The organism is Bradyrhizobium acaciae (assembly GCF_020889785.1).
GTDB classification, from domain to species: domain Bacteria; phylum Pseudomonadota; class Alphaproteobacteria; order Rhizobiales; family Xanthobacteraceae; genus Bradyrhizobium; species Bradyrhizobium acaciae.
In genome coordinates this window covers 1-26,500 of sequence record NZ_JACMYK010000102.1, presented here as the reverse complement: position 1 = coordinate 26,500, position 26,500 = coordinate 1, and the positions used below count along the sequence as shown (strand labels likewise).

General features: G+C 64.4%; 21 protein-coding genes and 1 pseudogene. 9 read left to right on the top strand and 13 right to left on the bottom strand.

Translation table 11 applies throughout. The features are described 5' to 3' along the window. Nucleotides 1-82 precede the first annotated feature (82 nt). Both H8A92_RS29065 and H8A92_RS29060 read right to left on the bottom strand, forming a co-directional pair. Complete coding sequence (locus H8A92_RS29065; RefSeq protein WP_229198941.1) at nucleotides 83-445, bottom strand: response regulator; 363 nt, start codon at nucleotides 443-445, stop codon at nucleotides 83-85. Between the two features lie 22 nt (nucleotides 446-467). After that, on the bottom strand, nucleotides 468-860 hold the full coding sequence (locus tag H8A92_RS29060) for a response regulator (protein WP_229198940.1): 393 nt from the start codon (nucleotides 858-860) through the stop codon (nucleotides 468-470). Between the two features lie 138 nt (nucleotides 861-998). Between H8A92_RS29060 and H8A92_RS29055 the strand changes: the two genes are divergently transcribed. The 3 genes from H8A92_RS29055 (at nucleotide 999) to H8A92_RS29045 (ending at nucleotide 3,555) form a co-directional block, all read left to right on the top strand. Next, nucleotides 999-2,219: an HWE histidine kinase domain-containing protein gene (locus tag H8A92_RS29055; RefSeq protein WP_229198939.1), complete on the top strand. Its 1,221-nt coding sequence runs from the start codon at nucleotides 999-1,001 to the stop codon at nucleotides 2,217-2,219. Between the two features lie 187 nt (nucleotides 2,220-2,406). Then, the gene (locus H8A92_RS29050) at nucleotides 2,407-2,802 is read left to right on the top strand and encodes a response regulator (protein WP_229198938.1); all 396 of its coding nucleotides are present in this window, start codon (nucleotides 2,407-2,409) and stop codon (nucleotides 2,800-2,802) included. A gap of 153 nt (nucleotides 2,803-2,955) precedes the next feature. Beyond that, nucleotides 2,956-3,555, top strand: coding sequence for a sll1863 family stress response protein (locus tag H8A92_RS29045; RefSeq protein ID WP_229198937.1), 600 nt, complete (start codon nucleotides 2,956-2,958; stop codon nucleotides 3,553-3,555). Between the two features lie 596 nt (nucleotides 3,556-4,151). Here the strand turns inward: H8A92_RS29045 and H8A92_RS29040 are convergent. The 3 genes from H8A92_RS29040 to H8A92_RS29030 form a co-directional block, all read right to left on the bottom strand. Continuing rightward, nucleotides 4,152-5,543 (bottom strand): serine hydrolase domain-containing protein, encoded by a 1,392-nt coding sequence (locus H8A92_RS29040; protein WP_229198936.1) that lies wholly within the window; start codon nucleotides 5,541-5,543, stop codon nucleotides 4,152-4,154. Nucleotides 5,544-5,564: 21 nt separating this feature from the next. Further along, nucleotides 5,565-8,030 (bottom strand): sensor domain-containing protein, encoded by a 2,466-nt coding sequence (locus H8A92_RS29035; RefSeq protein WP_229198935.1) that lies wholly within the window; start codon nucleotides 8,028-8,030, stop codon nucleotides 5,565-5,567. A 293-nt stretch (nucleotides 8,031-8,323) separates the two neighbouring features. After that, nucleotides 8,324-8,560: a DUF1127 domain-containing protein gene (locus H8A92_RS29030; protein ID WP_229198934.1), complete on the bottom strand. Its 237-nt coding sequence runs from the start codon at nucleotides 8,558-8,560 to the stop codon at nucleotides 8,324-8,326. 181 nt (nucleotides 8,561-8,741) lie between these two features. Here H8A92_RS29030 and H8A92_RS29025 point away from each other — a divergent pair, with 181 nt between their 5' ends. Continuing rightward, the gene (locus H8A92_RS29025) at nucleotides 8,742-10,085 is read left to right on the top strand and encodes an aminotransferase-like domain-containing protein (RefSeq protein ID WP_229198933.1); all 1,344 of its coding nucleotides are present in this window, start codon (nucleotides 8,742-8,744) and stop codon (nucleotides 10,083-10,085) included. 110 nt (nucleotides 10,086-10,195) lie between these two features. On the opposite strand, the gene H8A92_RS29020 is transcribed toward H8A92_RS29025, so the two are convergent. Together H8A92_RS29020 and H8A92_RS29015 are read right to left on the bottom strand one after the other, a co-directional pair. After that, nucleotides 10,196-10,552: a hypothetical protein gene (locus tag H8A92_RS29020; protein WP_229198932.1), complete on the bottom strand. Its 357-nt coding sequence runs from the start codon at nucleotides 10,550-10,552 to the stop codon at nucleotides 10,196-10,198. Between the two features lie 89 nt (nucleotides 10,553-10,641). Beyond that, complete coding sequence (locus H8A92_RS29015; protein WP_420831379.1) at nucleotides 10,642-11,250, bottom strand: hypothetical protein; 609 nt, start codon at nucleotides 11,248-11,250, stop codon at nucleotides 10,642-10,644. Between the two features lie 162 nt (nucleotides 11,251-11,412). On the opposite strand from H8A92_RS29015, the pseudogene H8A92_RS29010 reads away from it, so the two are divergent. Then, nucleotides 11,413-11,846 (top strand): annotated as a pseudogene (locus H8A92_RS29010) (hypothetical protein). A gap of 43 nt (nucleotides 11,847-11,889) precedes the next feature. On the opposite strand, the gene H8A92_RS29005 reads toward H8A92_RS29010, so the two are convergent. Together H8A92_RS29005 and H8A92_RS29000 are read right to left on the bottom strand one after the other, a co-directional pair. Beyond that, on the bottom strand, nucleotides 11,890-14,292 hold the full coding sequence (locus tag H8A92_RS29005; RefSeq protein WP_229198930.1) for an EAL domain-containing protein: 2,403 nt from the start codon (nucleotides 14,290-14,292) through the stop codon (nucleotides 11,890-11,892). A 213-nt stretch (nucleotides 14,293-14,505) separates the two neighbouring features. Beyond that, nucleotides 14,506-15,921, bottom strand: coding sequence for an MFS transporter (locus H8A92_RS29000; RefSeq protein WP_229198929.1), 1,416 nt, complete (start codon nucleotides 15,919-15,921; stop codon nucleotides 14,506-14,508). Nucleotides 15,922-16,531: 610 nt separating this feature from the next. Here H8A92_RS29000 and H8A92_RS28995 point away from each other — a divergent pair. Then, on the top strand, nucleotides 16,532-17,608 hold the full coding sequence (locus H8A92_RS28995; RefSeq protein ID WP_229198928.1) for a lysylphosphatidylglycerol synthase transmembrane domain-containing protein: 1,077 nt from the start codon (nucleotides 16,532-16,534) through the stop codon (nucleotides 17,606-17,608). Nucleotides 17,609-17,747: 139 nt separating this feature from the next. Continuing rightward, on the top strand, nucleotides 17,748-19,670 hold the full coding sequence (locus H8A92_RS28990; protein ID WP_229198927.1) for an SGNH/GDSL hydrolase family protein: 1,923 nt from the start codon (nucleotides 17,748-17,750) through the stop codon (nucleotides 19,668-19,670). Nucleotides 19,671-19,745: 75 nt separating this feature from the next. Here H8A92_RS28990 and H8A92_RS28985 read toward each other — a convergent pair whose 3' ends face one another. After that, a complete protein-coding gene (locus tag H8A92_RS28985; protein WP_229198926.1) occupies nucleotides 19,746-20,321 on the bottom strand; it encodes a DUF2147 domain-containing protein in 576 nt (191 codons plus the stop codon). Nucleotides 20,322-20,448: 127 nt separating this feature from the next. Further along, nucleotides 20,449-21,477, bottom strand: coding sequence for an NAD(P)/FAD-dependent oxidoreductase (locus H8A92_RS28980; RefSeq protein ID WP_163155320.1), 1,029 nt, complete (start codon nucleotides 21,475-21,477; stop codon nucleotides 20,449-20,451). Nucleotides 21,478-21,638: 161 nt separating this feature from the next. Between H8A92_RS28980 and H8A92_RS28975 the strand changes: the two genes are divergently transcribed. After that, a complete protein-coding gene (locus tag H8A92_RS28975; RefSeq protein WP_229187268.1) occupies nucleotides 21,639-22,100 on the top strand; it encodes an acyl-CoA thioesterase in 462 nt (153 codons plus the stop codon). Nucleotides 22,101-22,113: 13 nt separating this feature from the next. Here H8A92_RS28975 and H8A92_RS28970 read toward each other — a convergent pair whose 3' ends face one another. Further along, nucleotides 22,114-22,434, bottom strand: coding sequence for a 2Fe-2S iron-sulfur cluster-binding protein (locus tag H8A92_RS28970; RefSeq protein ID WP_163155324.1), 321 nt, complete (start codon nucleotides 22,432-22,434; stop codon nucleotides 22,114-22,116). A gap of 162 nt (nucleotides 22,435-22,596) precedes the next feature. Next, nucleotides 22,597-22,974, bottom strand: coding sequence for an Hpt domain-containing protein (locus tag H8A92_RS28965; RefSeq protein ID WP_229198925.1), 378 nt, complete (start codon nucleotides 22,972-22,974; stop codon nucleotides 22,597-22,599). A gap of 378 nt (nucleotides 22,975-23,352) precedes the next feature. On the opposite strand from H8A92_RS28965, the gene H8A92_RS28960 reads away from it, so the two are divergent. After that, nucleotides 23,353-26,500: apolipoprotein A-IV repeat region-like domain-containing protein (locus tag H8A92_RS28960; RefSeq protein WP_476695699.1), on the top strand; the 3,148-nt coding region annotated here is incomplete at its 3' end.

The following is a 26,500-nucleotide window of genomic DNA, read 5'->3' as shown; positions in this document are numbered from 1 at the left end:
GGGGAGAGGTGAAACGAGTACCGCACCCGGCCGATTCAACCAAAACCCATCCCGCTCTAGCGACTACCAAGGCTTCGGAATTCTAAGGCCGCTTGCGGCTCGCGAGCAGTTGGCGGATGTGGTCTAGCACGGGTCGATAATTCAGCCTCTTCGCTGCCTGCGGGCCCTCGTCGCAAAGATCACCGGCGAGCGCGAGGACCTTTCCGACCGTCGCGCCTAGCATCGTCTTCACAGTTGGGTGGTTGCCCCGTATCCACGCAGAAAGAGCAAACCCAGAGCCGGTGGGACCGCCCGCGTCGATCAAGGCGGCATCGATCGAGTACCTCCCGTCTTCGAGGCATTCACGTGCCTCGTCGTGGTCAGTTGCCTCCACTACGCGATAGCCGCACTCGCGAAGGTACTCTGCCAGCGGATGGCGCACGAGCACGTCTTGCTCGACGATCAATACAGTTGCTGCTTGCATGCTACTACAGCGCTGGGCCGAGCATCTCCGCGATCAGCATTGCGATCTGCTTGGGATCGTAGGGCTTGCTGATGAACCTACCTACGCGGCTCGCTGCGCTCTCCAATTCTGTGCTTCCAGAGGCAACGAGGATAAGGAGCATCGGTTGCATGACGCGGACCTTCCCAGCCAAGTCGAGACCATCAAGGGTTCCGGGCATCCGGACGTCGGTTATCAGCGCGTCAATTCGCTCGCCTCTTGAGATATAGTCCATCGCATCATCTACGGTGCTCGCCTCAACGACCTCAAACCCCGCGGCTCGAAGTTCCTCAGCTACGTCAAATCGGATGAACCATTCGTCCTCCACGAGCAAAACCCTGACCCGCTCGCTCTCTTGCTGCTGCTGTTGGGGGACCATCGTTGGCTCCTCGGATACTGGTCAGCCAACCTACAGAGGAGGCCTACGTTCCAAGCCATTGAGTTCTTTTGCTAATTGAAAGACGTAAGCGTCGGGCGGGAACATTCTCGGGTGACCGCCGACCTACAGCGGCGGTTGATGACCGCTTATGGCTCGTTGCAACAACTCGTGTCCCCATCTCCCCGTTGCTCTGTTAACATCAGAGTTTCGTGGGCCATTGTTCCCGATCACAATATCTGCTTGTTGATCGTCATGGGCACTGTTCGAAAAGCAAAAGGCGATTTTCCGCGAGCCGAGGGCGAAACTGCCGCACTCATCCGGTCCTTCGACTGGTCCACCACAAGCTTGGGACCAATCGTTGGGTGGCCAACCCACCTCAAGAGCGCGGTCAGTCTTATGCTGCCGGCCAAAGCACAAATCGTGCTGTTTTGGGGAGCCGAGTTTGTCGCTCTCTACAACGACGCCTATGCACCTACGATAGGTCAGAAGCACCCAACGGCACTCGGGCGGCCTGCACGCGAAAATTGGGCCGAGCTGTGGGACGATTTAGAACCGCTACTCAGGCGCGTTCTCGACGCCGGCGAAACAGTCTTCGCGAAGGACCGCCCCTTCTACATCGAGCGGCACGGCTACCCAGAGACAGTTTATTTCGACATCTCGTATTCTCCAGTTCAAAACGAGGCTGGCGAAACGGACGGTGTACTCTGCATCGTTAGTGAGACGACTGACCGTGTAGTCGCGCAAGAGCGCCAACGGCTGCTCGCTCGGGAAGCAAACCATCGCGTAAAGAACATGTTTGCCGTTTTCCACGGCATCATAAGTCTGAGTGCTCGGTCAGCCAGAACTCCGCAGGAGATGGCTCAATCGTTACGAGGCCGTCTTGACGCTCTCATGCAGGCCAAGGACCTGATCCGTCCTGGAATTATGGGTACGGAGGCGCATAGCGAGCGAACGACGGTGGGAGACGTGGTGCGAACGGTCTTGCGGCCATATGAAGATGAAGCGTCCCGCGAACGCATCAAGGTAAGAGGACCAACTGTGCCCGTGGGGGCTATGGCCGTTACAAGCCTCGCTCTCGCGCTGCATGAAACCACGACGAATGCGGCCAAGTATGGCGCGTTATCGGAACCAACCGGTTCGATAAACATCGCATGGGAGACGCAAGGCGGGGACTTGCATCTTGAGTGGGAGGAGACAGGCGGCCCGGTGATTGTTGCTGCGCCTTCGGCAAAGGGTTTTGGGAGTGTGCTTGCCGAGCGCAGCATTGCCGCTCAGCTCAGCGGGAAGGTGGAATATGATTGGCTACCGAGCGGGCTCAGGTTGAGGGTCTCGATCCCTCTGGATCGTCTTGCAGTCTGAGGGCGGTGACAATTCGTCCCTTGCTGCAACACGCTGCTGGAAATTGCGGGTACGTCTCCTTGGGCCGCAATCAGCATCGCCAATAATGTTCCTTGCATTTACGGAATATCTTCACTGCGCAAATGGAACAATTGTTCACTTTGTAACTTAAGCCCGCTGCATCCTCGCGGCAGGAGATGGTGATATTGTGAAAATTTCCCTGCTGGTCTTAGTGGTCGAAGACGATTACTTCATAAAAGAACTTGCTGTAGAAGCATTGTCAGAGGGCGGCTTTGAACCGCAAGCCGTAGCGTCAGGCGAAGAAGCGTGCGCCCTTCTCCAAGAAGATCACCATAAGTATCGAGCGCTCGCTACCGACATCCATTTGCAGGGCGAGCTTACCGGCTGGGACGTTGCCAGGCAGGCGAGAGAGCTTAGCCTCGATATGCCCGTAGTCTACATGACCGGCGACGGCGCCGACCAGTGGCCCTCACAGGGCGTTCCGAACAGCATCCTGCTTACAAAGCCATTTGCGCCAGCACAGCTCGTGACAGCTATTTCCAGCCTACTTAACGCTGCGCCTCCGATAGCGTCGACAGAATAACCATTGGTAGTGACCCATCTCGGAACTCGCAACTTCTCGAGTGAAGTTTGGTCGGACCGCGGAACACCTTTTGACTCACATCAAAAATAGCTTGGCGCGGCATGTTAATCGGCAACATGGGGTGGCATTCTTCGACTTCATGGAGACGAGCAAATGGTTACACAAAGCAATATCCGCTTCTTTGCAAATTGGGCCAAAGAGCGTCTCGACGAAATGGACGCAACGGTGACCTCGCTTGAGGGCAAGGCTGCCGAAGTGCAGGCGGATGTCCGCGACAAAGCCAAGAAGGTTCTTGCGGACCTGCGCTCGCAGCGTGATGACTTCCGCGACACCATGAAGAAGCAGTCGGAAGCTAACGAGGCCGCGTGGATCCAGACAAAAGCAAAACTTGAGGCTGACTGGGGCTTGTTCGAGGCCGAGGTCAAGAAATATGTCGAAAGCTTCGGCAAGCAAATCGAGCACCAGCAGGCGACGTTCAAGCTTCAAGCCGATGCCCAATTGAAAGCGTGGCGCGAAGTGGCCGAGAAGCTTGGCAGCGATGCCAAAAAATTCGCTTCTGAGCGTCGGGGCGATATCGACGCTGCCGTTAAGCGTATGAACGCAGATGCAGTCGAGGCGGAGAAAAAACTAGAGAAGTTGAATCAGGCGGGGACCCAGTCATGGTCCGCACTCATGGCAGCTTTGACGGAAACGCGCACTGCCTTCGATCGCGCCAATGAGGCTGCGCGGGAAGCGTTCAAGCGAGCTGCTTGATGGAGCACCCGGCTAGACTCGGAGAGACCGCTGCGAGGCGGTCTTTCTTTTTTTTGCTCGACGAGGATCAAGAATTGACGTTCTCGGCGTGTATCGTCGGCGATTGGCCCTTCTCGAACCTCCGGCGAGGTCCGCCTTCTCGCCGCTCTCAGGGTGAGAGCGGACGTCAAGCGCCCCTCATCCAATTCCGATTTGTGAGTACATGGCCCAGCTGATCGGTCAGCTGCCACCATCGGTGGCAAAGCCACGAGCAAAAGCATGCTGCAAAGCGGTGTTCGCCTAGAGGCGATTCCGCTTTTTCTGGATCGGGCACGCCTCGCGCTCGATCGAGGCAGCCACCAGCGGCGCCTCGTCGGCGGCGAAAACACGAAGCCCTGCACCAGGTTGCAGTCGAGGGTGCCGAGCACATCCACTTCTGCCGGCAGTTCGGCCCCTTCGGTCAGGCGCAGGAACCACGGCTCGGCAGTCAGGCTCAATGAGGCGCTGACCGACGGCGATTGGTCGCTATGCACCGAAAAGCGGACCCATTGTGCTCACGTTGAGTTCTTCACCTTTTGAACCTGAACGGACGTCGCGAGCCGATTGCTGCATGCAGATCACTGGGGCTGCGCCACCCCGGCGATTTGCATGACGCCAAGCTGGTCGAACAACTCAATCTGTTCACCGTTCAGCACTGGAATGTAGCAGCTACGTCTGGCACCCAAGATCAAGATACAGAGCTTATCCTCCATGACCGTCCATGTCCCGGCTGTAGGTCCTAGGGCCTCGTCCCGGTGCGTATAGGTCACCCGGCCGTCGGGCTCGAATCGCATTGTGCGCGGACCATCCCTGAGCTTGTTACCGAAGCTAATCGTCTTGCTCTGGAATTTTGCGGCCAGGGTCTCACCTGTCGGTCGTTCGCCGGTCGCTGCGGTGAGCGAGGCATCGGGCCCCGGATCATAGCCCTCGGCCTTCAGGATCAGCCAGAAGAGCCTGCCAATACTACGCATAGAAGGTTCGGTGAAGGGCGTGTCTTGGTCGACACGATGCACCACGACGAGGTCGAGGGCGGGCACGACTAAGGCGTATTGACCGCCGAACCCTTCGGCCAAAAAGCTGCCCCTCGGCAAAGTCACCGTAGGCGCAACGGCACCGCCCAGAAAACCGATCCACCAGAGATAGCCATAGCCCTGCCCGGACGCCGCTCTCGAATAGCTACGCGTGCTCTCTTCCACCCACTCCCGCGGGACGATCTGGTGTCCGGCCCAATTGCCTTTGTGCAGATAGAAAAGTGCAAAACGCGCCAAGTCACGTGCGCTCATGCGGATCGCATAGGCGGGGTGGATCGACGCTTCGCCGCGGACGTAGCTGCCATCCTGTTCCCGGTAGTCCTGCATGCCGATTGGCTTTGCGATCTTTTGGTCGAACGCTTCGAAGATGCCGCTGCCGGTTGCGTGCTCGTAGATCGTGCCTAGCGTGTTGAAGTCCCAATTGTTGTAATACCAAAATGTGCCGGGCGGGTGGCTGCCGCGCGGCGGTCTCATCTTGGCCATGTTCGGCGTCTCATAGAGCGCCGCGTGGTAGACCCCGGAACGCGCTTCGAGGAGTTCGCGCACCGTCGCGCCCTTCTCGCTCCCGGTCAGGCCAGGCGGATTATCATCGATGCCGAGTTCGCCGAGCGTGCTGTCGAGGTTGATCAGGTGATCCGACACTGCGATGCCGATCAGGGCGCTGAGCAGGCTCTTGCGGATCGAAGCGAGTTCCATTGGCTTCGTCGTATTGCCCCACTCGGCCACCACCTTTCCGTGCTGAACGATCACAACCGCGCTCGAGCGAATCTGATCCGAAAAGGATCGCGCCTGGGCCAATACGGTCTCTGACCAGCCCGACTCTGCAGGGGTGACGCGCTCCCACTCCGCTGCCGGGAAGCCATCTTCGGCTTCGGCCGGCCCGAACCGAACCAAAGCGCCGAGCAGCACGACGGCGAAAACAATCTGGCGAATATACATTGGATCCCACGAGTTGTTCGCCTAAACGCGATTTCGTTTTGGCTGCATCCGGCATGCCTCGCGCTCGATGCTGGCAGCCACCAGCGGCGCCTCGTCGGCGGCGATCGGCGGCGAAAACACGAAGCCCTGCACCAGGTCGCAATCGAGGGTGCCGAGCACGTCGACTTCGGCCGGCAATTCGGCGCCCTCCGCCACGACCGTCATGCCGAGCCCGTGCGACAGCGCGATGATGCCGCCGAGCAGCTTGCGTTTCTCCGGCGCGGTGGAAATGCCATCCACGAAGGCCCGGTCCACCTTCAGCCAGTCGAACGGCAGGCGCGTCAGATAGCCGAGCGAGGAATAGCCCGAGCCGAAATCGTCCAGCGCCAGCCGGACGCCGAGACCGGAGAGCGCCGTCAGCGTGCGACTGATCCGCTGCTCGGTATGATCCACGAACAGGCTTTCGGTCAGCTCAAGGCAAAGCAAGCGCGCCGGAAAGCCGGTCTCCGCCAGCGCGGCTGCGACGGCCGTCTCGAAATCCACGTTCCAGATCTGCGCCGGCGAGACGTTGACCGAGACGAAGCGCGGCGGCAACCCGGCGTCGAGCCAGGCGCGGCCCTGCCGGCAGGCCTCCCGCAACACCCACAGGCCGAGATCGATGATCAGCCCGGAGCTTTCGGCAATCGGGATGAACTCCGCCGGCGAGATCGGCCCGCGCTCGGGATGGGTCCAGCGCAGCAGCGCCTCGAAACCGGTGACGCGGCCGGTCCTCAGGTCCAGCTGCGGCTGGTAATGGGCCTCGAGGGCGCCGGCCTCCACCGCGCGGCGCAGATGCCGGCCGAGATCGAGCCGTTCATCGACCGCCTGGGCATAGACCGGCTCGAACAGCCGCGCACGGCCGCGCCCGGCCTCCTTGGCCATGTACAGCGCCAGATCCGCGTTGCGCATGGCGGTCTCTGCCGTCGCCCCGTGCTCCGGCAAGCGGGCGATGCCGATGGTGGCGCCGACGGAAGCCTCGCCCTCGGTGAGATCCACCGGGCCGGACAGCTTGCCGATGAGCCGATCGGCAAGCCCGGTCAGCGCGGCCTCGGACATGCCGCATCCCTCCGCCAGCACCGCGAATTCGTCGCCGCCGAGCCGGGCGATGAAGGCCCGCGGCCCCAAATCCTGTCGCAACGCAGCTGCCACCTGGATCAGCAACTCGTCGCCGGCGGCATGGCCGAGGGAATCATTGACCTCCTTGAAGCGATCGAGGTCGATCAGCAGCAGCGCACCGACGCGGCCTTCCCGCGCGCAGCCCTCGATCAGGGCGGCGAGCTGGCGCTTGAACAGCGCGCGATTGGCAAGGCCGGTCAGGGGATCGCTGTAGGCGAGCTGCTCGAGCTGGCGCTCGGCCTCCTTGCGCTCGGTGACGTCCTGCACGGTGCCGATGATGCCGATGACGTTGTCGTGGGCGACCTCCGCCTTGCAGATGACGGCCAGATCGCGGGCCGTGCCGTCCGCGTGCAGGATGCGCAGGTCGGTGGCCTCGGTCCTGCGGGTGCGGAGGACCCGCTTCTGCACGTCGCGAAAACGCTCGGCGTCGCCGTCCAGGAAATAGGGCCTGATGCTCGCGTCGGTCGGCTCGAACCTGGGGTCGAAGCCGAGAAGCTGGTAGAGCTCGGGCGCCCAGATCGTGCGGCCGGTGTCCAGCCGGTAGCTCCAGGTGCCGATCTTGCCGAGCCGGTGCGCTTCCTCCAGCGCCCGCGTGCGCTGATCGAGCAACGCCTTGGCGGCCCTGAGCTGGGTGATGTCGCTGGAGGTGCCGCGATAGCCGAGAAAGCTGCCGTCATCGGCGAAGATCGGCTTGCCGCTGGTGCAGATGCTGACGCGCGATCCATCCTGGCCGATCAGCGTATAGGTGAAGTCACGAAAAGGGCGATGGGCCTCCATATCGGCCCGGTGCCGCGCCATGGCCTCCTCGTCCTCGGGCGCATAGGCGAGCTCCCAGCGCGCCTTCCCGCCGGAGGCCACCGTCTGGAAGGCCGCATTGCCGGCAAGCGATTTGGGATAGGGCAGCAACCGGTGGGCGGCGTCGCTCTCCCAGCACCAGTCCGAGGCGGTCGAGACGAAATCGGCCAGCCGTTGCTCACTCTCCGTCAGGCGGCGCAGCGCGGAGGTCTCCTCCGTGATGTCGCGGACAATGCCGGACACGCGCCGGACCTGACCGCGCGCATCGAACTCCGGCTCGCCATGCACCATGCAGTCGAGCAGGCTGCCATCGGTGCCGCGGAGCCTCGTCCGCACCGCATAGGGCAGGCCCTCCGCCCAGCACGCCGCGTAATGCGCCTCCAGAAGCTTTCGGCTTTCGGGCAGATAGCGCTCGCGCACCGTCGCGATCGGGACGAAGCCGTCGGCGGTCTTGAATTCGTAGAAGGCAGCGAGCTCGGGAGATATCCAGAAATCGGTCGCGGCGGCGCTCTGCGACTCCCAATAGCCCATGCGGGCCAACCTGATGGCGCACCGCAATGACCGCTCCTCGTGCCAGCGGCGGCGCGCTTCCCGGTTCGGGGCCTGCCCTTGCGACAATCTGCGAGCGGCCATCGGTCCCCAACTACAACGCTAGCGTACGCGACGAGCACGCTAGCATAGAGCATTACAACCTTGGTGCGACGGCGCTCACAAACCCCGCTTCCTTCGCTTATTTGGTGTAGTTTCGGTGAATTCGGCAACCGCGGCAGCAAGCTCGGCAAGGGCCATCGAGCGAGGACTATTCCGACTCGGAAAAGGCTAACGCCGCGCGCTGCGCCGGCAGCAGCATCTCAACGGATCCGGACCAGCTCGATATCGAGATCACCGGTGACGGCGGTCTCGATGTGGCAGCGCGAGATTCCGATATCGCGCAGCGTCCGGTCATCAAGCTGGCGCAGCGTCTTGATCGCCTCGCGGCGCACCCAATAGGTCGCGAGCGCATCGCCGCCAATTCGGAGCAATCGGAGCAATCCGCCCAACATGCTGGACCGCGCGGGCGACGCGGCGGCTGAGGATATCGTCGTCATCGTCATCTCCTTCGGTGCCCATGAGGCAAAGCTATGCCATTGACACAAATGCCGTTTCAGCATCTGCACCGTCAGGACCTCGGATTGCTTGCGCACTCCTCGGTACAATCATGGGCTTGTTCCGTCTTCAATGATCCGGTACATTGCTCGGAGCAAGCAAAACATTGCTCTCGGTGCAATAATGTCGAGATTCGAATATCTGAAGCTGGCGGATGCGGTGGCCGCCGAGATCGCCAGCGGTGAGCTGAAGGCGGGCGACCGCCTGCCGCCGCAACGCCATTTCGCCTATGACCGCAACATCGCCGTCTCGACCGCGAGCCGGGTCTACACCGAACTGTTGCGGCGTGGGCTGGTGGTCGGTGAAGTCGGCCGCGGCACCTTCGTGTCCGGCGAAGCGCGCCGCGGCAACGCCGCCCCGCCCGAGCCGCGCGGCGCCCGCATCGACCTCGAATTCAACTATCCGCTGCTGCCGCATCAGGCGACGATGATCGCCAAGAGCCTCGAAGGGCTCGAGCGGCCCGAGGTACTCGAGGGCGCGCTGCGGCCGGCCACCAGCTTCGGCACGCGAGCGGCGCGCACCATCTCCGCGGAATTCCTGGCACGCAAGAGCTGGGCGCCGAACCCCGACCAGATCGTATTCACCGCCAATGGCCGGCAGTGCATCGCCGCTGCGCTCGCCGCCGTGGTGCCGCCCGGCGGCCGCTGCGGCGTCGAGGCGCTGACCTATCCGTTCGTGAAGGGCATTGCCGCGCGGCTCGGCATCTCGCTGGTGCCGCTTGCGATGGACGAGCACGGCGTCCGCCCCGACGCGGTGCAGAAGGCCCATCGCGAGGCGCATCTGTCCGCGATCTACGTGCAGCCGACGATCCAGAACCCGCTCAGCATCACGATGCCGGCCGAGCGTCGCGCCGAGCTGTTGCGCGTGGTGGAGAAGCTCGGCCTCGTCGTCATCGAGGACGGCGTCTACGGCTTCCTCGACGACGAGGTGCCGCTGGCCGCGCTCGCGCCGGACAGCTGCATCGTGCTCGACAGCCTGTCGAAGAAGGTCGCGCCGGGCCTCGCGCTCGGCTTCATCGTCCCGCCGCAGCGGCTGCGCGAGAGCATCATGGCCGCGGTGCGCTCGGGCGGCTGGACCGCGTCGGGCTACGCCTTCGCCGCAGGACAGCGGCTGATGGCCGACGGCACCGCCGCCGAATTGTCACGGCTGAAGCGGATCGACGCCGGCCGTCGCCAGCAGCTCGCGGCGAAGCATCTGGCCGATTTCGAGATCCAGACCAACCCGAAGTCCTATCACCTCTGGCTGACCCTGCCGCCGCACTGGCGCTCGCAGACCCTGGTGGCGGCGGCAGCGCGCCGCGACATCGCGCTGACGCCGTCGACCACCTTCGCCGCCACGCCGGGGCACGCGCCCAATGCGGTGCGGCTCGCGCTTGCCGCGCCGCCGATGGAGCAACTCGACCTCGGCCTGCGGACACTGGCGGGAATGCTGAGCGCGACCGAAGAGGATTTCGACTCGACGGAGTGACATCGCACGCTCACGCCGAAGCGGCGCGGCATTCCAGCACCGGGTATGCGCGGCACGCGCGACCGCGGCACTGACAGCGGCCTGTTTCCATCAATCCCAGCGCCGGAGCATCAAAAGCCACAGGCCGCATACGTCTTTCTCACGAGACGAAAATGCGCGCCCTCGGCGACGAAGTCCACATCCAGGCATTGGTTGCCCCTGCGATATTCGCCGATCACGCCGCACTGCAGATATTCGAGGTTGATCCGCCAGCGCTTCTCTTGCGGCGAGTAGGTCGCAAAGTCGTGCTGGGCGACGGGCGTTCCCTTGCAAATTCCGGCCACGTATTGCCGCACGTCGGGCGGCAGATTGTCGACGTGATTGTGATCAAGCGGATCACGCTTGTTGCCTACGCTGCCCTTGGAAAGCGCCGGCGGGATGCTCAGGAGCACGAGGCAAAGAGCCAAAAATGGAGCCCGGATTGTCATCTGACACTCCAGCTGAAAGCAAATCAGTCGGCAATGTTACAGCGTGTTGCTTACAGCCCGCTTACAGTTCGGTCGCGAGAGCGGCCAACTCACTGACTGCGATCGGCCTTCGGCAGCAGCGCATCGGGCAATTGATCGAAGCTGTAGCGCCGCGGGCGGTTGCGGGTGACGAAGCCGCCGACCTGCCAGGTGAACAGCGCGGCAAAGCCCACCAGGAACAGTGCACCGGTCCAGTTCGCTGTCAGCAACGCCATCAGCAGCAATCCGATCATTGCCGCCGCAAGACAGGCCAGCAGCCCCAGTGCGGCAGTGTATGTCTTCGGCCCGAGACCTCCGACCAGCCTGGCCGTGCTGCCCGCCGCCTGCATCCGCCGATGCAGCTCGACGATGAAATCGCGGTAGAGATGGCCCTGCGGCGCCACCAGCGTCGCGGTCTGCCAGGTGGTCGAGAGGATCGCGATCCGCCCGCCCCTGGCGTTGTCGATGTCGGCGCGAAATCGCTGCTGCTGCATCGAGACCGGGCGATAGGACAGCTTCACCACGGAGATGTCGGCGTAATCCCACACGCCCGACCTGCCGGCGATCCGCCACGACAGGCCGTCCTCGGTCAGCTCGAACTGGTGCGCCGAGCCGATCAACGAGGCCTTGTAGGCATAGCGCACGGGTGCGCCCTCGCCTGCCTCCGGCCGATCCTGCAACCTTGTTGGCAATCCGCCGTTCCACCTGTTCAGACACGCGCTATTGTTTGAGCATGATCTCCGCGCAAACGCTTCGCGTTTGTCGCAGGGAAAACCGGTTTCCACTTTTCCGGATCATGCTTGCGCTTGCATCGCATGTCACGCCTATCCTACAAGCGAGCCATGCCCGAGACGACCTATTTTCCGCGTTACCTCATCCTCGGCGGCGCGATGATATCCGGCGTGCTGCTGGCGCTCGCCGTGCATATGCTCGGCGCGCGCTACGGGCTCGATCTCGGCGGCCTGTGGCGCTCCGATAGCCACGAATTCATGCCGGCCGGCGCGGCGATTGCGTGGTGGCTGATCGCATCAGTCGGGTTTTCGGGCGGCTATTTCACCGCCAACCTGATGCATAGCGCGGTGGCCGGCCAGATCCCGCAGCGCATGCGCCAGTTCCTGATCGTCGTTGGCGTATTGATGCTGGCCGGCGCCGCCAGGCCGCGTCGGCGCCGAGCACGGTCTCGACCATCTCCGCCGTGCTCGCCGGCCTCGCCGCGCTGTGCCTCGGCGCCGTGATGGCGTTCTGCGGCGCCTATTTCGCGCTGAGGAAGAACTAGCGCGTTTTCGGGAAGAATCCAGCGGCCCGGACTTCTCGCAAAGTCAGGCCACAGACCGTTCCGGCCGCCGGTGCAGCATCTTGATGATGTCGGCCGCCGGCCGCGGCGGGCTGAACAGATAGCCCTGCGCCTGGGTGCAGCCCTCCTGCCGCAGCAGGTCGAACTGGGTGTCGGTCTCGACACCCTCGGCCGTGGTGACGATGCCCAGGCTCTTGCCGAGGCCGGTGACCGCGCGCACGATCGCCATCGAGTCCTCGCGTGTCGCCAGGTCGGTGACGAAGGAACGGTCGATCTTGATCTTGTCGAACGGGAAGCTGCGCAGATAACTCAGCGAGGAATAGCCGGTGCCGAAATCGTCCAGCGAGATGCGGACACCGAAACCACGGAGCTCGTGCAGTACCGCGAGCGTCGCCTCGCTGTTCTGCAGCAGCACCGATTCGGTGATCTCGAGCTCGAGCCGATCCGCCGCCAGGCCCGACGCATCCAGCGCCGCCTTCACCGACGACACCAGGTTGGGGTTCTTGAACTGCACCGCAGACAGGTTGACGGCGACCGCGATGTCCGCCGGCCACCTTGCTGCCTCCATGCAAGCCTTGCGCAGCACGATCTCGCCGAGCGGAACGATCAGCCCGGTCTCCTCGGCGACCGGAATGAAATTGTTGGGCGCGATCAGCCCGCGCAGCGCGTGGTTCCAGCGTGCCAGCGCCTCGAAGGCGACCACCCGATCACCCTCGACATCGCGGATCGGCTGGTAGTAGACCTCGAACTCGTCGTGCTCGAGCGCGAGCCGCAGGTCGCGCTCCAGCAGGCGGCGCGCCTGCGCGCGCGCATCCATTCCGGTCTCGAAGAACCGGTAGGTGCCGCGACCGTCGGCCTTGGCGCGGTACAGCGCGAGATCGGCCTTTTGCAGCAGTTCGTCGGGATCCTTGCCGTCCTCGGGCGCGAGCGAGATGCCGATGCTGACGCCGATCACGAGTTGATGGCCACCGATCTCGTAGGGCGCGGCGATCCGCTCGACCACCTGACTTGCCAGCGACGACACGACGGACGGCTCGCAATTGCTGCAGAACTGCACGATGGCGAATTCGTCGCCGCCGAGCCGCGCCACGGTGTCGTGCTCGGTCACGCATTCGCCGAGCCGGCGCGCGACTTCGCGGAGCAGCGCGTCGCCGATCGGATGTCCGAGCGTGTCGTTGATTTCCTTGAAATGATCGAGATCGAGACAGAGCACCGCGAGCTGGTCGGAGCGCTTGGCCAGCCGCGAGGCCTTCTCGAGCTGCTCGCGGAACAGCGTCCGGTTCGGCAGATTGGTCAGCGCATCATGCCGCGCCATGTGCGAGATCTGTTCCTGGGCCTGCTGCCATTCGGTGATGTCTTCGAAGGTCGCGACCCAGCCGCCGCCCTTCATCGGCTGATCGACGACGCGGATCGCGCGCTCGTTGCGGCTGATGATCCGCGTTCCGCTGTTACCGGCCTTGGCCTCGGCGATCAGGGCATCGCAGAGCTCTTCGGGATCGCCGTCCCACTCGTCGATGGAATGGAGGTCCTGCAGGACGTCGATCAGCAAACGTCCCTGCAGCGGCACGCGATTGCGCCCCATCATCTCGCTGTAGCGTTCGTTGAACAACATGATGCGGCCGTCAGCGTCGAACATGCACAGTCCCTGCGACATGTTCTCGAGCGCGGTATCCAGCACCATCTTCTGCTTGTGAAGCTCGGTCTTGGCGCGACGATCGAGGATGGAGGCGATCAGCGAGAGGCCGAGGATCGCGAACGCCGCAACGGCGGTCATGAACGACAGCACGCGCGGCGAGACCGACATTCCGTCGGGAACGATGGTCGGATCCGGGACCAGTGTCACCGCGCCCATCGCCGTGAAATGATGCGAGACGATCGCGACAGTCAGAAGACCGGTCGCGGCGGCCGTCAGTCCAAACCGTTCGCCGCGCGCGGCAACGACGAGCGCGAGCGCGCCAAACAGGCTCCCGAATGCGATCGACGCGGCCACGATGCCGGGCGACCAGACGATGCGGGCAGGCAGTTCCAGCCCCAGCATGCCGGTGTAATGCATGGCGGCGACACCGGCGCCGACGATCGCGCCACCGGCCGCAACCGTCCACCAGCGCTGATCGAGCGTTGCGACCGCCAATCCGACGGCCAGGATCGCAACCGCGAGCACCAGCGACAGCAGCGTGATGGGAATGTTGTATCCGGCCTCGATGCCGGGATCGTACGCCAGCATGGCGACGAAATGGGTGGCCCAGATACCGCAACCGCCGACCGCCGCATCGAGGCCGATCCAGATCTCGCGAGCACGGCCCTCTGCGGCGCGGGCGCGGTGAAACAGGCTGATCGCGACGGCACTGGCGAGCAGACAGATCACCCCGCCAAGGACGACCAACCGCCAGTCATGTTCCAAGGTGAGACAGGTTAGAACGCGATACATATAGGCCCCCGTTATGGACCCATAAGAACAGGCGCATTCGTGTACGAACGGTAACCGCACTGCAGCAAGGCTCCACGCATGGTGAAGAAGCCTTGAATGAGAAGGAATTCGCCGCGGAAAACGGTGGCCGCGCGGACGCTTGGCTGCGCGCGAACGCTTATGTGACTTGCTCGCGTAAGCCCCAGCGCAATTTCGCGTTCGCGCCACTTCTCGTCAGCGCGCTTGCGACGATGCGCCGATCCAGATCAGCGCGGCGGCCGCGAACAACACGGCGGCCGAGATACCGAGGGCCGCATGCAGGCCGGCGATGAAGGCCGCGGACCGGCTGACCATCGAGCCGAACAGCGCGACGCCAAGCACGCTGCCGGTCTGCCGGGTCGCATTCAGCACCCCGGCCGCGATGCCGGCATGCTGCGGCTCGGCACTGCCGAGCAACGTCGACGTCAAGGGCGGGACCAGGAGGCCGAGGCCGCCGCTGATCGCCAGCAGTTGCAGGCAGATCGCCGGATAACCGGTACCGGCGCCGATCAACAGCAGCGCCAGGCATCCGGCGGCCGAGAGCGCCGCGCCGAGCGCGATCGTCCGCGGCGCGCCGATCCGCTCCGCAACATGCGGCGCGATCAAATTGGCGGGCAGCACGGCGCCGAGCATCGGCACGAACGCCAGGCCGGTCGCGAACGCCGACAGTCCGTTGACCTGCTGGAAGTAGAGGCTGAGCACGAAGATCAGGCCATAGAACGCGACGTTGACGAGAAGGCCGACGATCGACGTCAGCGCGAACATCCTGCGGCTGAACAGCGAGAGCGGCAGCATCGGCTGCTCCGCGCGGGCCTCGCGCCAGACGAACAGCACGGAGAAGATCGCGGCGAGGACGAAGCCTGCGACCACGAACGGGCTGCCCCAGCCGAGCGCACCGCCTTCGATCAGCGCGCCGGCCAGCGTGCCCAGCGCGGCAATCGCGGCCAACTGGCCCGGTAGATCGAGCCGGTGCTGCTGATGGCGCGTGGTTTCGCCGGCAAAACGCCAGGCGAGCCAAAGGCCGGCCAGGCCGATCGGCAGATTGACCAGGAAGATCGCGCGCCAGCCGACCAGCGTGATCAGTCCGCCGCCGACGAACGGGCCCGCGGTCAGCGCAAGGCTCGCACCTGCGGCCCAAACGCCGACCGCGCGTCCCCGCGCCTTCTCGTCGGCATAGGCATGGCGGAGCAGCGCGAGCGAGTTCGGCACCAGGATGGCCGCGGCCAATCCCTGCACGCAGCGCGCGGCGATCAGCGTCACCGCATCGGGTGCGAGCGCGCAGGCGACCGATGAAGCGGTAAAGATCGCAAAGCCGGCCATGAAAATGCGCTTGGCACCGATCCGGTCGCCGAGCGCGCCTGCGGTCAGGATGAACGCGGCGAACGCGATGGTGTACGCGCTGACCACCCATTGCAGTTCGGCAACGCCGCCGCCGAGCGAGGCGCCGATGGCGCTGAGCGCGGTGTTGACGATGGTGACGTCGAGCTGCACGACGCCGTAGCCGAGACTCATCGCGGCGAGCGTCAACGTCGCCGCAAGCCCACTCGACGGTTGATGCGACGCCGCGCGCCGGTCGGGCACGCGCCGGAGGTTCGCAGATGTCTGTCGCATGGTGCTGTCCTCGCTCTCGGGCAACCAATGCGAGACATAGGCATTCGTTTCGATAGAACACTTCGCCAACGATCGAAGTGTGGAATCGTCATGCCGGCTGGGCCGCACGACCGCGGCCCGGCTTGCGCGGCGTTTTGCCTCAATAGACCTACGGACCGCCTCCGGAGCGTCGCATTCCGGCCCGCTCAGTGGTCCACAGGACGCGCGTCATGATCATGCGCGCGTCGACTTCACACTTTGGTAAACGCCACGGCGGGCTCCGACGTCCCCGTGCCGATGCATATCGTCCATTCGCTTCGCGCCGACTGCCCCGCGGCGGCGCCGAGACGACCGCAAAATCGGCGAAATTGCCGACGAAATCGCCGGGAACGGCGGAACATGGAACGATCCCGTCACAGCGGACGGCATCTCTGCGACTCACATTCCGCAACGCGAGAACATATGTAGCCAGTATGACAATGATGCTGGACAGGAGCGGAAGGTTGGCTTGTCAAGGGCTGCACAACGCATCGGTTTTGCCTTATGGGTCATCACGTACGATGCGCTTGCCCGTCACCCGTCGCCGTACGTGACCGGGTCCCACTGAAATTGCCGCCCGCCGGGAGGATGAATGCTTCGGCTGCTGACCACGCTTGGGCGTGGTTTCAAGGAAACGATCGGCTGGAAACGGCTCGGGATCGCCGCGAGTGTATTGATCATCGCGGCTGCGGTCACGACGCTGGTGCACACCCTGAAGGGCGTCGATACCCGCATCATCCTCACCGCACTGACCGACATCGCGCCGCACCGGATCGCGCTGGCGGCGCTGTGCGTGGTCGGAGCATTCTGCACGCTGACCTTCTATGACTTCTTCGCGCTGCGCACGATCGGCAAGACCCACGTCCCCTACCGCATCGCAGCGCTGTCGAGCTTCACCAGCTATACGATCGGCCACAATATCGGCGCCACCGTCTTTACCGGCGGCGCGATCCGCTTCCGGATCTATTCCGATTACGGCCTCTCCGCGATCGACGTCGCCAAGATCTGCTTTCTGTCGGGCCTGACCTTCTGGCTCGGCAATTTGTTCGTGCTCGGCTTCGGCATGGCCTGGCATCCCGCGGCGGCCTCGGCGATGGACCTGCTGCCGCCGGCGATGAACCGGCTGATCGCGCTCGGCTGTCTTGCCGGCATAGGCGCCTATTTCGTCTGGCTCCTGACCGGCGAGAAGCGCCGCGAGCTCGGCCAGAACGGCTGGAAGGTGGTGCTGCCATCGGCCAAGCTGACGCTGTTGCAGATCTTCATCGGCGTGGTCGATCTCGGCTTCTGCGCGCTCGCGATGTACCTCTTGATGCCGACCGAACCGCATATCGACTTCGTCTCGCTGGCAGTCGTGTTCATCCTGGCGACGCTGCTCGGCTTCGCGAGCCATGCCCCCGGCTCGATCGGCGTGTTCGATGCCGCGATGCTGGTGGCGCTGCCGGAGTTCAGCAAGGAGCAATTGCTGGCGACGCTGGTCGTGTTCCGTATCCTGTATTTCCTGATCCCGTTCGGGATCTCGATCTCCATCATGGGCATGCGCGAGCTGTGGCTCAACGTGGTGCAGCCATGGCAGGAACGAAAGAGATTGAGCCAGGCCTGCACGGCTTCGGCGACCGTGCGGCAACCGATCGAAAGCCGGCAGCAGCGGATCAGGCAGCTGAAACGGTAACAGGCAACGTTGTCGGCCCTCCTCCGGGTTCTTCGATCCCGGATTTTCGATCCCCGCAGCCGCTTCTCTTATTTTCGCCGTACCACTCGCGTCAAACCGCGCCATGATTGGCTTTTTGGTTCGATTTTCGTTTCGTGTGATGATCGGCAGCGTGCTGCTCGGCAGCGCACTGACGGCGGTATTCGCGTCAGCCGCGGACGCCCAGGACAGCTCGCTGCAGATCTCCTGGGAGGTCCGCAACCGCTTCCGTCTGTTCCGCGAGGAACGCGACTTCCGTCTGCATGTCGAAAGCGGGCTGGGCCGCAGCGTGCTGGCCTCGGAACAGGCGCTGGAACTGCAAAGCGACGGACGCGGCTGGGCACGCAACACGGTCAACCGGCTCTGCATCGACCTGCAGGGCCGCGTCAACGAGCCCTGCACCCGCGATAACGTCAAGGAAAGCTATCTGACGCCGATCGATCACCCGATCGTCGTGCGGCTCACCGGCCCGGTTCCAGTCGGCGCCACCTGCGCCTGGTCGTTCGACGACGGCGACGGGCCACAATCCCAGACCTTCGATTGCGCCGAGCCGGTCAATCTGCGGGTCCGCTACGGCCGCACCACGGTCGCAACCGTCGACGTCGCTAGCGGCGCGGAGGCCAACCAGCGCGTGACGACGCAGATCGCGGTGCGTGACCTGCTGATCGCGGGCCTCGGCGACAGCATCGCATCCGGCGAAGGCAATCCGGACCGCGCGATTGCGCTGTCCGACGAGGGGTTCTGCTTCCGCTCCTATCTCGGCGGCGCGCAGTATTACCGGCCGAGCCGCGCCGGGTACAAAGGCGGGCGCGCCTGCGAAGCGCCGGATACCCTGACGAACTGGCAGCGCCAGAGCGCGCTGTGGCTGAACTCGGCGTGCCACCGCTCGCTGTACAGCTACCAGACCCGCACCGCGCTTGCGCTCGCCGTGCAGTATCCGCACATCGCGGTGACCTATCTGCCACTGGCCTGCACCGGCGCCACCATCGCCGACGGCCTGCTCGGCTCGCAGCAGGCGCGGGAATGTCTGCCGACCAAAACCGCCAACACCTGCTCGGGCACCGTCAACGGCCAGATTGCGGAGCTGCGCACGGCGCTCGCCGCCGCCAAGCGCCGGCAGCCGGACCGCACGCTCGACCTCGTGCTGCTGTCGATCGGCGCCAACGACATCTACTTTTCCGGCCTCGTCGCCAACGTGATCGTCGACACGCCGACCGAGCGTACGCTGTTCAGCCAAGGCGGCTCGATGGCCAGCGTCGACGATGCCCGTTCGGCACTGGCACGCGACCTGCCGACCGGTTTTGCCAAGCTGCGCGATGCGCTGAAGCCTCTGGTCGGCGGCGACCTGTCCCGCGTGATCTACACGGCCTATGCCAATCCGGCGCTGGCCAATGGCGGCACGCACTGCCCCGGTGGCCGTGCCGGCTTCGATATCCACCCCTCGTTCAATGCCGATCCGCGGCGGCTCGCGGAGGTCTCGAGCTTCGTGCAGAACGAGTTCCTGCCGCAGCTCAAGGCGCTCGCGCAGTGCCAGTCCGGCATCATCTGCCGCAATCCGCAGGCTGACCGCATGACCTTCGTCGATGCGCATCAGGAGGCGTTTGCGAGCCACGGTTTCTGCGCGCGCGCGTCGACCGATCCGGAGTTCGACCGCGACTGCTTCGCCGCCAATGGCGGCAGCTTCGTCTCCGACATCGTCGCCGCAGCCAACCAGCCGCTCAAATGCGGCCGCAGCGCCGGCGAGTATCGCGCCTACCTGCCGCGCGCGCGCTGGATCCGCGACGCCAACGACAGCTATTTCGCGGCGATGACTTACCCGCAGGGCCTGCCGTCCTCGATGCAGCCGACCGACATCCACGACGCGACATGGGGCATCCTGTCGGCGGTGTATGGCGGCGCGGTGCATCCGAGCGCCGAAGGCCATGCGGCAATGGCCGATGCCGCAGCGCCCGCGGCCGCCACCGTGCTGCAGTTGAACACCAGTGTGCCCGAGGTGATTTCCGAGCCGGTCGCGCCGCTGCCGCCCGCGCCGGAGCAACGCTGAACGCCCGCGTTGAACGCGCGCGGCTGCGTGCGAACGCGATCCTGATCGGCAACGAGAGAGAGTGAGAGAGAGGTCTTAGTGCCGCTTCGTCGCCGGCAAAGCCGCCGGCGCCGGCGGCTTCACGGCCGCGGCTTGCGCCGGCAGATATTTGGCGACGATCGCGGGATCGAGCTGGGCCACCGCGGTGTCCGGCAAGCGTGTCCAAACCTCATCCTTGCCGAACAGCGAGATGCCGAGATAGCCGCGCATGGTCAGCTTCTGTCCGTCGGCGCTCAGCGTCATCTTGGCCTTATAGATCTTGCCGTCGCGCGGATCGAGCACGTTGCCATTCTCGTACTTCAGGCCATCGCGCTTCATGTCGCGGATGAAGGACAGGCCAAGCCACGGCGCATTCTTGCGATCATCGGTGCATTTCGAGCAGACCGGATTCGGCGGATCATTGGGATCGGAGAACATCTTGGCGATCACGCCTTCGAAGATGCCGTTGTGATCGATCACCAGGAACCAGCCTTCCGGCTTGCCGTCCTCGACCTTCTGCCAGAGGCCCGCCGCCGATGTCGGGTCGGCCGCCGTCGCAGCCAACGGAGCAGCCAGCGCAAAGGCCGTGGCGATCGCCAGGATCAGCCGCAGTCTGGATAGCGTGTTCCGCATCATCATCACCTGATCGATCGACAAACCCGAATGGCAGCAGACTACGGCCATTTCACGGAGCGTTCCAGTACCCGCGCCGCGCGGCAACGGGCCCATGCCCCTGGCATTGGTCGCTGTTGGAGTGGAATCAGTTCACTCCAAGCTTCTTCTGCAAACTCGATGACGAGGTTGTGTACTGGAACACCAGCCGCTTGTCCGGATACACGTAGCGGTGCGCCTTCTGTGCCATCAGCGCGCCCTCGTGGAAGCCGGAGAGAATGAGCTTCAGCTTGCCCGGATAGGTGTTGATGTCGCCGATCGCGAAGATGCCTGACACGTTGGTCTCGAACGCCGCGGTATCGACCGGCACCAGATTGTTCTCCAGCGCAACGCCCCAGTTCGCGACCGGGCCGAGTTTCATGGTGAGCCCGAAGAACGGCAGCATCGTATCGCACGCGATCGTCGAAACCGCATTGTCGTTGGCCTTCAGCGCGGCGCCCGAGAGTTGACCGTCGGCGCCTTCGAGCCCCGTGACCTGCCCGATCTTCAGATCCATCTTGCCGTCTGCGACCAGCGCGCGCATCTGCTCGACGCTGTGCGGCGCCGCGCGGAAATCGTCGCGCCGATGCAGCAGCGTGATGCGCTTCGCGATCGGATGCAGGTTGAGCGTCCAGTCGAGCGCGGAGTCGCCGCCGCCGACGATCAGGATGTTCTTGTCGCGGAACTGCTCCATCTTGCGCACCGCGTAAAACACCGACGTGCCTTCATAGGCCTCGATGCCGGGCACCGGAGGACGCTTCGGCTGGAACGAACCGCCGCCGGCCGAGATCACGACCACCTTGGCTTCGAACTCCTTGCCGGCGTCGGTCTTCACGCGGAACAGCGGATCGCCGATCTTCTCGATGCTCTCAACCATCTCGTTGAGATGGAAGGTCGGACCGAACGGCTTGATCTGCTCCAACAGCTGCTCGGTGAGGCCCTGGCCGGTGACGAACGGAATGCCGGGAATATCGTAGATCGGCTTCTCGGGATAAAGCTCGGCGCACTGCCCGCCGATCTTGTCGAGGATGTCGACCAGATGCACCTTCATGTCGAGCAGGCCCAGTTCGAACACGGCGAACAGTCCGCAAGGGCCCGCGCCAATAATCAGCACATCGGTTTTGATCGCTTCGCTCATATCCGCTTCTTTTCATTTGAGATCGACTGGACGGCTTTCGCCTGCCCAGCCAAGTATGGCCGGATCGGGACATGCATAATAGGGACAGCGGCTGGCGCGGCAACCCCTTGCCGAGCTTGCGCAACTCGGCTGTATGGGCAGGAAACCGACGGAGATCCCTCGTGAACGCCCCTGTCCGCGCCGACGACGCACTGCGTCTGGAAGACTTTCCCTACCGCCTGTCCGACAATGTGCGCTTTGCCGATCTCGACCCCAATGGGCACGTCAACAACGCGGTCTATGCAAGCTATTTCGAGACCGGCCGTGTCACGCTGGTGAAGGATCCGACCATGGGGCTGATGCCGGCGGGGCTCGGCTGGATCATGGTGCGCCTCGACATCCATTTCCGCGCCGAGCTGCACTGGCCTGGCCAGATCGAGCTCGGGCTCGGTCTCGTCAAGTTCGGGCGGACGTCGACCACCTTCGATCAGGTGGTGTTTTCGGAGGGGCGCTGCGTCGCGTCGGCGAAAGCGGTCACCGTGATGATCGACGAGGCCACGCGCCGGCCGACGCCGCTGACGGCGGAGGTCAAGGAGAACTTCCGCCGCTGGGTCCGTCGCGGTGTGAATCCGGACGGCGAATAAGAAGTGAAAGGCCTTAGGCCTGCCGTTCCGGCGTCGACACGACCAATCCGTCGAGTTCGTCCGTAACCTTGATCTGGCAAGACAGACGCGAGTTCGGACGCACGTCGAAGCCGAAATCCAGCATGTCCTCTTCCATCGGCGACGGCGCGCCGACCTTCTCGCGCCACGCGTCATCGACATAGACATGGCAGGTCGCACAGGCGCAGGCGCCGCCGCATTCGGCTTCAATGCCGGGAATGGCGTTGCGGATCGCGCCTTCCATCACCGTCGCGCCGTTCTCGATATCAATGGAGCGTTTCTCGCCGGAATGGTCGATAAAGTGGATTTTGGCCATGATTGCTCGTGCTGCCGGAATGCGCCGGACGATGGATGGAAAGGTCCCGGCAGTCGTATAACGGGTCGATCCGCACAGCGCTAGCGCGGAGACCGAAAACCTGCCAGTCGGCCAGGATGGTGTCCAGGCTGCTGCGGCGAGCCGTTGAGGTCAGGCAGAAGCCTAGGAGCGGCCCAGAATCAGCTCGATCGCGGTGCGCGCCTCGGCAATTGCGGCCCCGAGCGCGGCAAGCGGCTGGGCTGGATCGGAACCAGCGGTCAGTGCGGTCTCCAGATGGGCGGCAGCCTCGGCGACGCCGAAGGCGCCAATCGCCCGCGCCGACCCTTTCAGGGTGTGGGCGTGGGTCGGAGCCTCGGGCGGCAAGGCGGCCAGCTCTCCGAGGATCCGGGCCGACTGGGTCGAGAACATGGCCAGGACTTCCCGCTCCAGGTCCGGGTCGCCCAATGTCATGCGCTGAAGGTGGTCGACGTCGATCGGGCCGCCGCCAGGCGCGAGCGGCGGTGATTGCGTCCATTCAACCCGTTCGAGATGAAGCGGCATGGCCTGTCCCTGTCGTCTCCGCCAGGCCTCGCCGGGCGGATCGTCGGCCAGCCAATCACGAAACTGGTTAACGGTTTGTTGTCGGGATGATCGGCAAAACCGCCCGATTCTGGACAATTTCCGGACACAATCGGCACGCTACGGCAGGAATTTCGAGTACCCATAAGGCCTTATGGCGCAAACCTGTTAACGATGATTAAGAAAGTATTAATCGCAAGCATTTCATTCGCATCACTCTCCCCATAGGATGTTTGCGGATGTAGCGGACAAGCCGCCGAGGGGGCGCTTGCGCTCCGCTTGTGGGTACCGGCTTCGAGCTTGCGTGGGGACAATCGCAGGCTCGCCGACGCGTAAAAAAGTGAGAGGGTCAGACTGAACATGGCGAACACTCCCAAGAAGGTCAAAGATCCCACCGAAGTCGCGCTTTCTGCCATCCAGGAAGCCCTCAACATCAGCGAACAGGGCGCGGAGCACCGCAGCTCCCTCAACGAGGGCGCCGCGCCGCCCAGCCTGCCGCCATCAGCTCCGGATTTTTCAGCCACCGCGTTCGAGTCCCGCCCGAATTCCGATCGATCGGCATTCGAGCCGATCGAGGAGCCGCGCGCCCCGCGCCGCGCCGCCAACGATGATCGCGAGACCATCGGCCAGATGCTGCAGACGCTGCAGGGAGGGCGCGCCCGCAACGCCTTCACGCTGTTCTTTGTCTGCTCCGGCGCCTGGCTGCTCGGCGGCGTCATCCTCACCATCGCGTTCTGGCCGGCCCTGCAGGCTTCGATGGCCCAGGGCACCGGCGTGCTGGTGCTCGCCGGCCTCGCCGCGCTGTTCGCCGTTCCGGTCCTGCTGTTCTACTACCTCGCCAGCCTCGCCTCGCACGGCCAGCGCATGCAGATGATCGCGCAATCGATGGCGCAGGTCGCGATGCGATTCTCCGAACCGGAAAACGCCGCCGCCGATTCCATGGTGACGGTCGGCCAGGCGATCCGCCGCGAAGTCGCCGCGATGGGCGACGGCGTCGAGCGCGCGATCGCGCGCGCCGGCGAACTCGAGACCCTCGTTGCCAACGAGGTTGCGGCGCTGGAGCGCGCCTACTCCGACAATGAGGTGCGCATCCGCGCGCTGCTGCAGGACATCGCCCACCAGCGCGACAACCTGGTCGGCCAGGCCGAGCAGGTGCGCAGCGCGATCTCCGGCGTGCAGATCGACCTGCGCCACGACATCGCGCTGATCTCGGACGCGATCGCCTCGCGCGTCGACGAGGTCGCCAAGAGCATCACCGGCGCGCTGGAAGAGCGCGGCCAGCACATCACGACCGCGCTGAGCCATGCCGGCGACAACATGATCCTCGCGCTCGGCGAGCGCGGCGGCGACCTGCTCGACCGCCTCGAGGAAGCCAGCGCCGAGACCACGCGAGCGGTGATGGACGCCTCCGAGCGGCTGACCACCAGCCTCAACTTCAAGACCGGCCACGTCCATGACGAGTTCGTCGATCTGGCCGATCGCGTCCACGAGATGCTGAACGAGCGCATCGACCGCATCACCGGCGAGTTCGAGCAGCGCTCGTCGGTTATCGTCGACGGCATCTCCGACCGCACCGAGGAAGTCCACGATTCCCTGAAGAACTCCGCGGACTCGCTGCTGCTCGAGCTCGAGCTGCGCAGCAACGACCTCGTCAGCAAGATCGACGACGCCGGCAACCGCCTCGCCGGCCAGATCATGACCTCCGGCGACAAGGCGAGCGAGGCGCTCGACGTCACCGTCAATTCGCTGGTCGCCAAGGTGGTGGGCCAGACCGAGACCGCGCACGACTCGCTGTCGCTGCAGATGAGCGCGTTCGACGACCTGGTGAGGAACCACGGCAGCGAGCTCGCCGAGAAATTCGCCCGCGACTCCGGCACGCTCGGCGCCCTGATCACCCGCCACATCTCGGAATTCGACCGCACGGTGAAGACCTTCGGCGGCGACATCGTCGAGCGCATGGGCCAGCGGACCCAGGACATTGCCGACAGCCTGAAGACCTATGTCGACACCTTCGACCATCGCGTCACCGCGAACAGCGGCGAGATCACCGCTTCGCTCGACCAGCGCCTGCTGCAGTTCGAGACCACGCTCGGCAGCCGCGTCACCCATCTCGACGCCTCGCTGAACGACAAGCTGTCGTCGTTCGACAGCTCGCTCGCCGCCAGGATCGGCACGTTCGACGGCCGCCTGCAGTCGCTGGACGACGCGATCGACGGCCGCATGAAGACGATCGAGGTCACCTTCGAGAGCCGCGCCAAGTCGGTCACCGACACCATCGACGGCCATCTCGGTACGCTCGCGACGCAGCTGACCGAAGGCGCCACCCAGGCAATCCACTCGATCGATTCGCGGCTCGGCCTGCTCACCACGACGCTGACCGAGGGCACCGTGCAGGCGATCGCCGCGGTCGACCACCGCATCAACGGCGTCACCGAAACCATCGACGGCCACAGCATCCGCCTCGTCGACACCATCAACGGCCACAGCACCCGGCTCGCCGACACCATCAACGGTCACAACACCCGTCTCGTCGAGACCATCAGCGGCCACAGCTCGAACCTGACCGACACCATCTCGGCACGCTTCGCCGACATCCAGCAGGGCATCGAGAGCCGCGTCGGCGTGATCGCCGGTGACATCGACACCCGCGTCGCGCAGTTCGAGGACCTCCTGGGCTCGCGCGTCGAGGCCGTCGCCGGCCGCATCGAGAGCAGCGGCCGCCAGGCCAGCGAGGACCTGATGTCCCGCGCCGAGCTGTTGTCGTCGAGCATCAAGTCCCATGTCGAGGACGCCGAGCGCTCGCTGACCAACCTCGTGGTCAACACCAGCGAAACCATCCAGACCGGCGCGCGCACCGCGCAGCAGGCGCTGCTCACCGTGTCCGCGGATGTCGGCAACCAGCTCAAGATGAGCTCGGCCGAGGTCGAGGGCGTGCTGACCGCCGTCGGCACCAGCGCCGCCAACTCGATCCTCACCAGTGCCCGCGACGCCCAGGTCTCGCTGGTCTCCGCCTCCGGCGACGTCGCCTCGCAGATCAAGGCGCTGTCCGAAGACGTCGAGCGCACGCTGCAAGCGGCCGGTAGCGCCACCGCAGCCTCCGTGCTGTCGGGCGCCCGCGACGCGCAGACCACGCTGGTCAGCGCATCGGTGGAAGCCGCAAGCCAGGTCAAGTCGCTGGCCGCCGATGTCGAGCAGTCGCTGTCGATGTCCGGCTCCGCCGCCGCCGAAGCGATCATGACCGGCGCCCGCGAGGCCCAGACCACGCTGATCGCGACCTCGACCGACGTCACCAGTCAGGTCAAGTCGCTCGCCAGCGACGTCGAGCGCTCGCTCTCGATGGCCGGTACCGCGACCGCGGAAGCCGTCGTCGCCTCCGCCCGCGAGGCCCAGAGCACGCTTGCCGGTGCATCGACCGAAACGACCAATCTGGTCCGCACGCTCGCGGCCGAGATGCAGCACTCGCTCTCGACTGCCGGCACCGCGACCGCGGAATCCGTCGTCGCTTCCG

What these genes read in the sequence shown, in the direction of transcription:
- H8A92_RS28980 (WP_163155320.1), bottom strand. Translation starts at nt 21,477, where the DNA reads ATGAGCGAAGCGATCAAAACCGATGTGCTGATTATTGGCGCGGGCCCT.
- H8A92_RS28985 (WP_229198926.1), bottom strand. Translation starts at nt 20,321, where the DNA reads ATGCGGAACACGCTATCCAGACTGCGGCTGATCCTGGCGATCGCCACG.
- H8A92_RS28990 (WP_229198927.1), top strand. Translation starts at nt 17,748, where the DNA reads ATGATCGGCAGCGTGCTGCTCGGCAGCGCACTGACGGCGGTATTCGCG.
- H8A92_RS29045 (WP_229198937.1), top strand. Translation starts at nt 2,956, where the DNA reads ATGGTTACACAAAGCAATATCCGCTTCTTTGCAAATTGGGCCAAAGAG.
- H8A92_RS29000 (WP_229198929.1), bottom strand. Translation starts at nt 15,921, where the DNA reads ATGCGACAGACATCTGCGAACCTCCGGCGCGTGCCCGACCGGCGCGCG.
- H8A92_RS29005 (WP_229198930.1), bottom strand. Translation starts at nt 14,292, where the DNA reads ATGTATCGCGTTCTAACCTGTCTCACCTTGGAACATGACTGGCGGTTG.
- H8A92_RS29055 (WP_229198939.1), top strand. Translation starts at nt 999, where the DNA reads ATGACCGCTTATGGCTCGTTGCAACAACTCGTGTCCCCATCTCCCCGT.
- H8A92_RS29020 (WP_229198932.1), bottom strand. Translation starts at nt 10,552, where the DNA reads ATGACAATCCGGGCTCCATTTTTGGCTCTTTGCCTCGTGCTCCTGAGC.
- H8A92_RS29025 (WP_229198933.1), top strand. Translation starts at nt 8,742, where the DNA reads ATGTCGAGATTCGAATATCTGAAGCTGGCGGATGCGGTGGCCGCCGAG.
- H8A92_RS28970 (WP_163155324.1), bottom strand. Translation starts at nt 22,434, where the DNA reads ATGGCCAAAATCCACTTTATCGACCATTCCGGCGAGAAACGCTCCATT.
- H8A92_RS29030 (WP_229198934.1), bottom strand. Translation starts at nt 8,560, where the DNA reads ATGACGACGATATCCTCAGCCGCCGCGTCGCCCGCGCGGTCCAGCATG.
- H8A92_RS29060 (WP_229198940.1), bottom strand. Translation starts at nt 860, where the DNA reads ATGGTCCCCCAACAGCAGCAGCAAGAGAGCGAGCGGGTCAGGGTTTTG.
- H8A92_RS28995 (WP_229198928.1), top strand. Translation starts at nt 16,532, where the DNA reads ATGCTTCGGCTGCTGACCACGCTTGGGCGTGGTTTCAAGGAAACGATC.
- H8A92_RS28965 (WP_229198925.1), bottom strand. Translation starts at nt 22,974, where the DNA reads ATGCCGCTTCATCTCGAACGGGTTGAATGGACGCAATCACCGCCGCTC.
- H8A92_RS29040 (WP_229198936.1), bottom strand. Translation starts at nt 5,543, where the DNA reads ATGTATATTCGCCAGATTGTTTTCGCCGTCGTGCTGCTCGGCGCTTTG.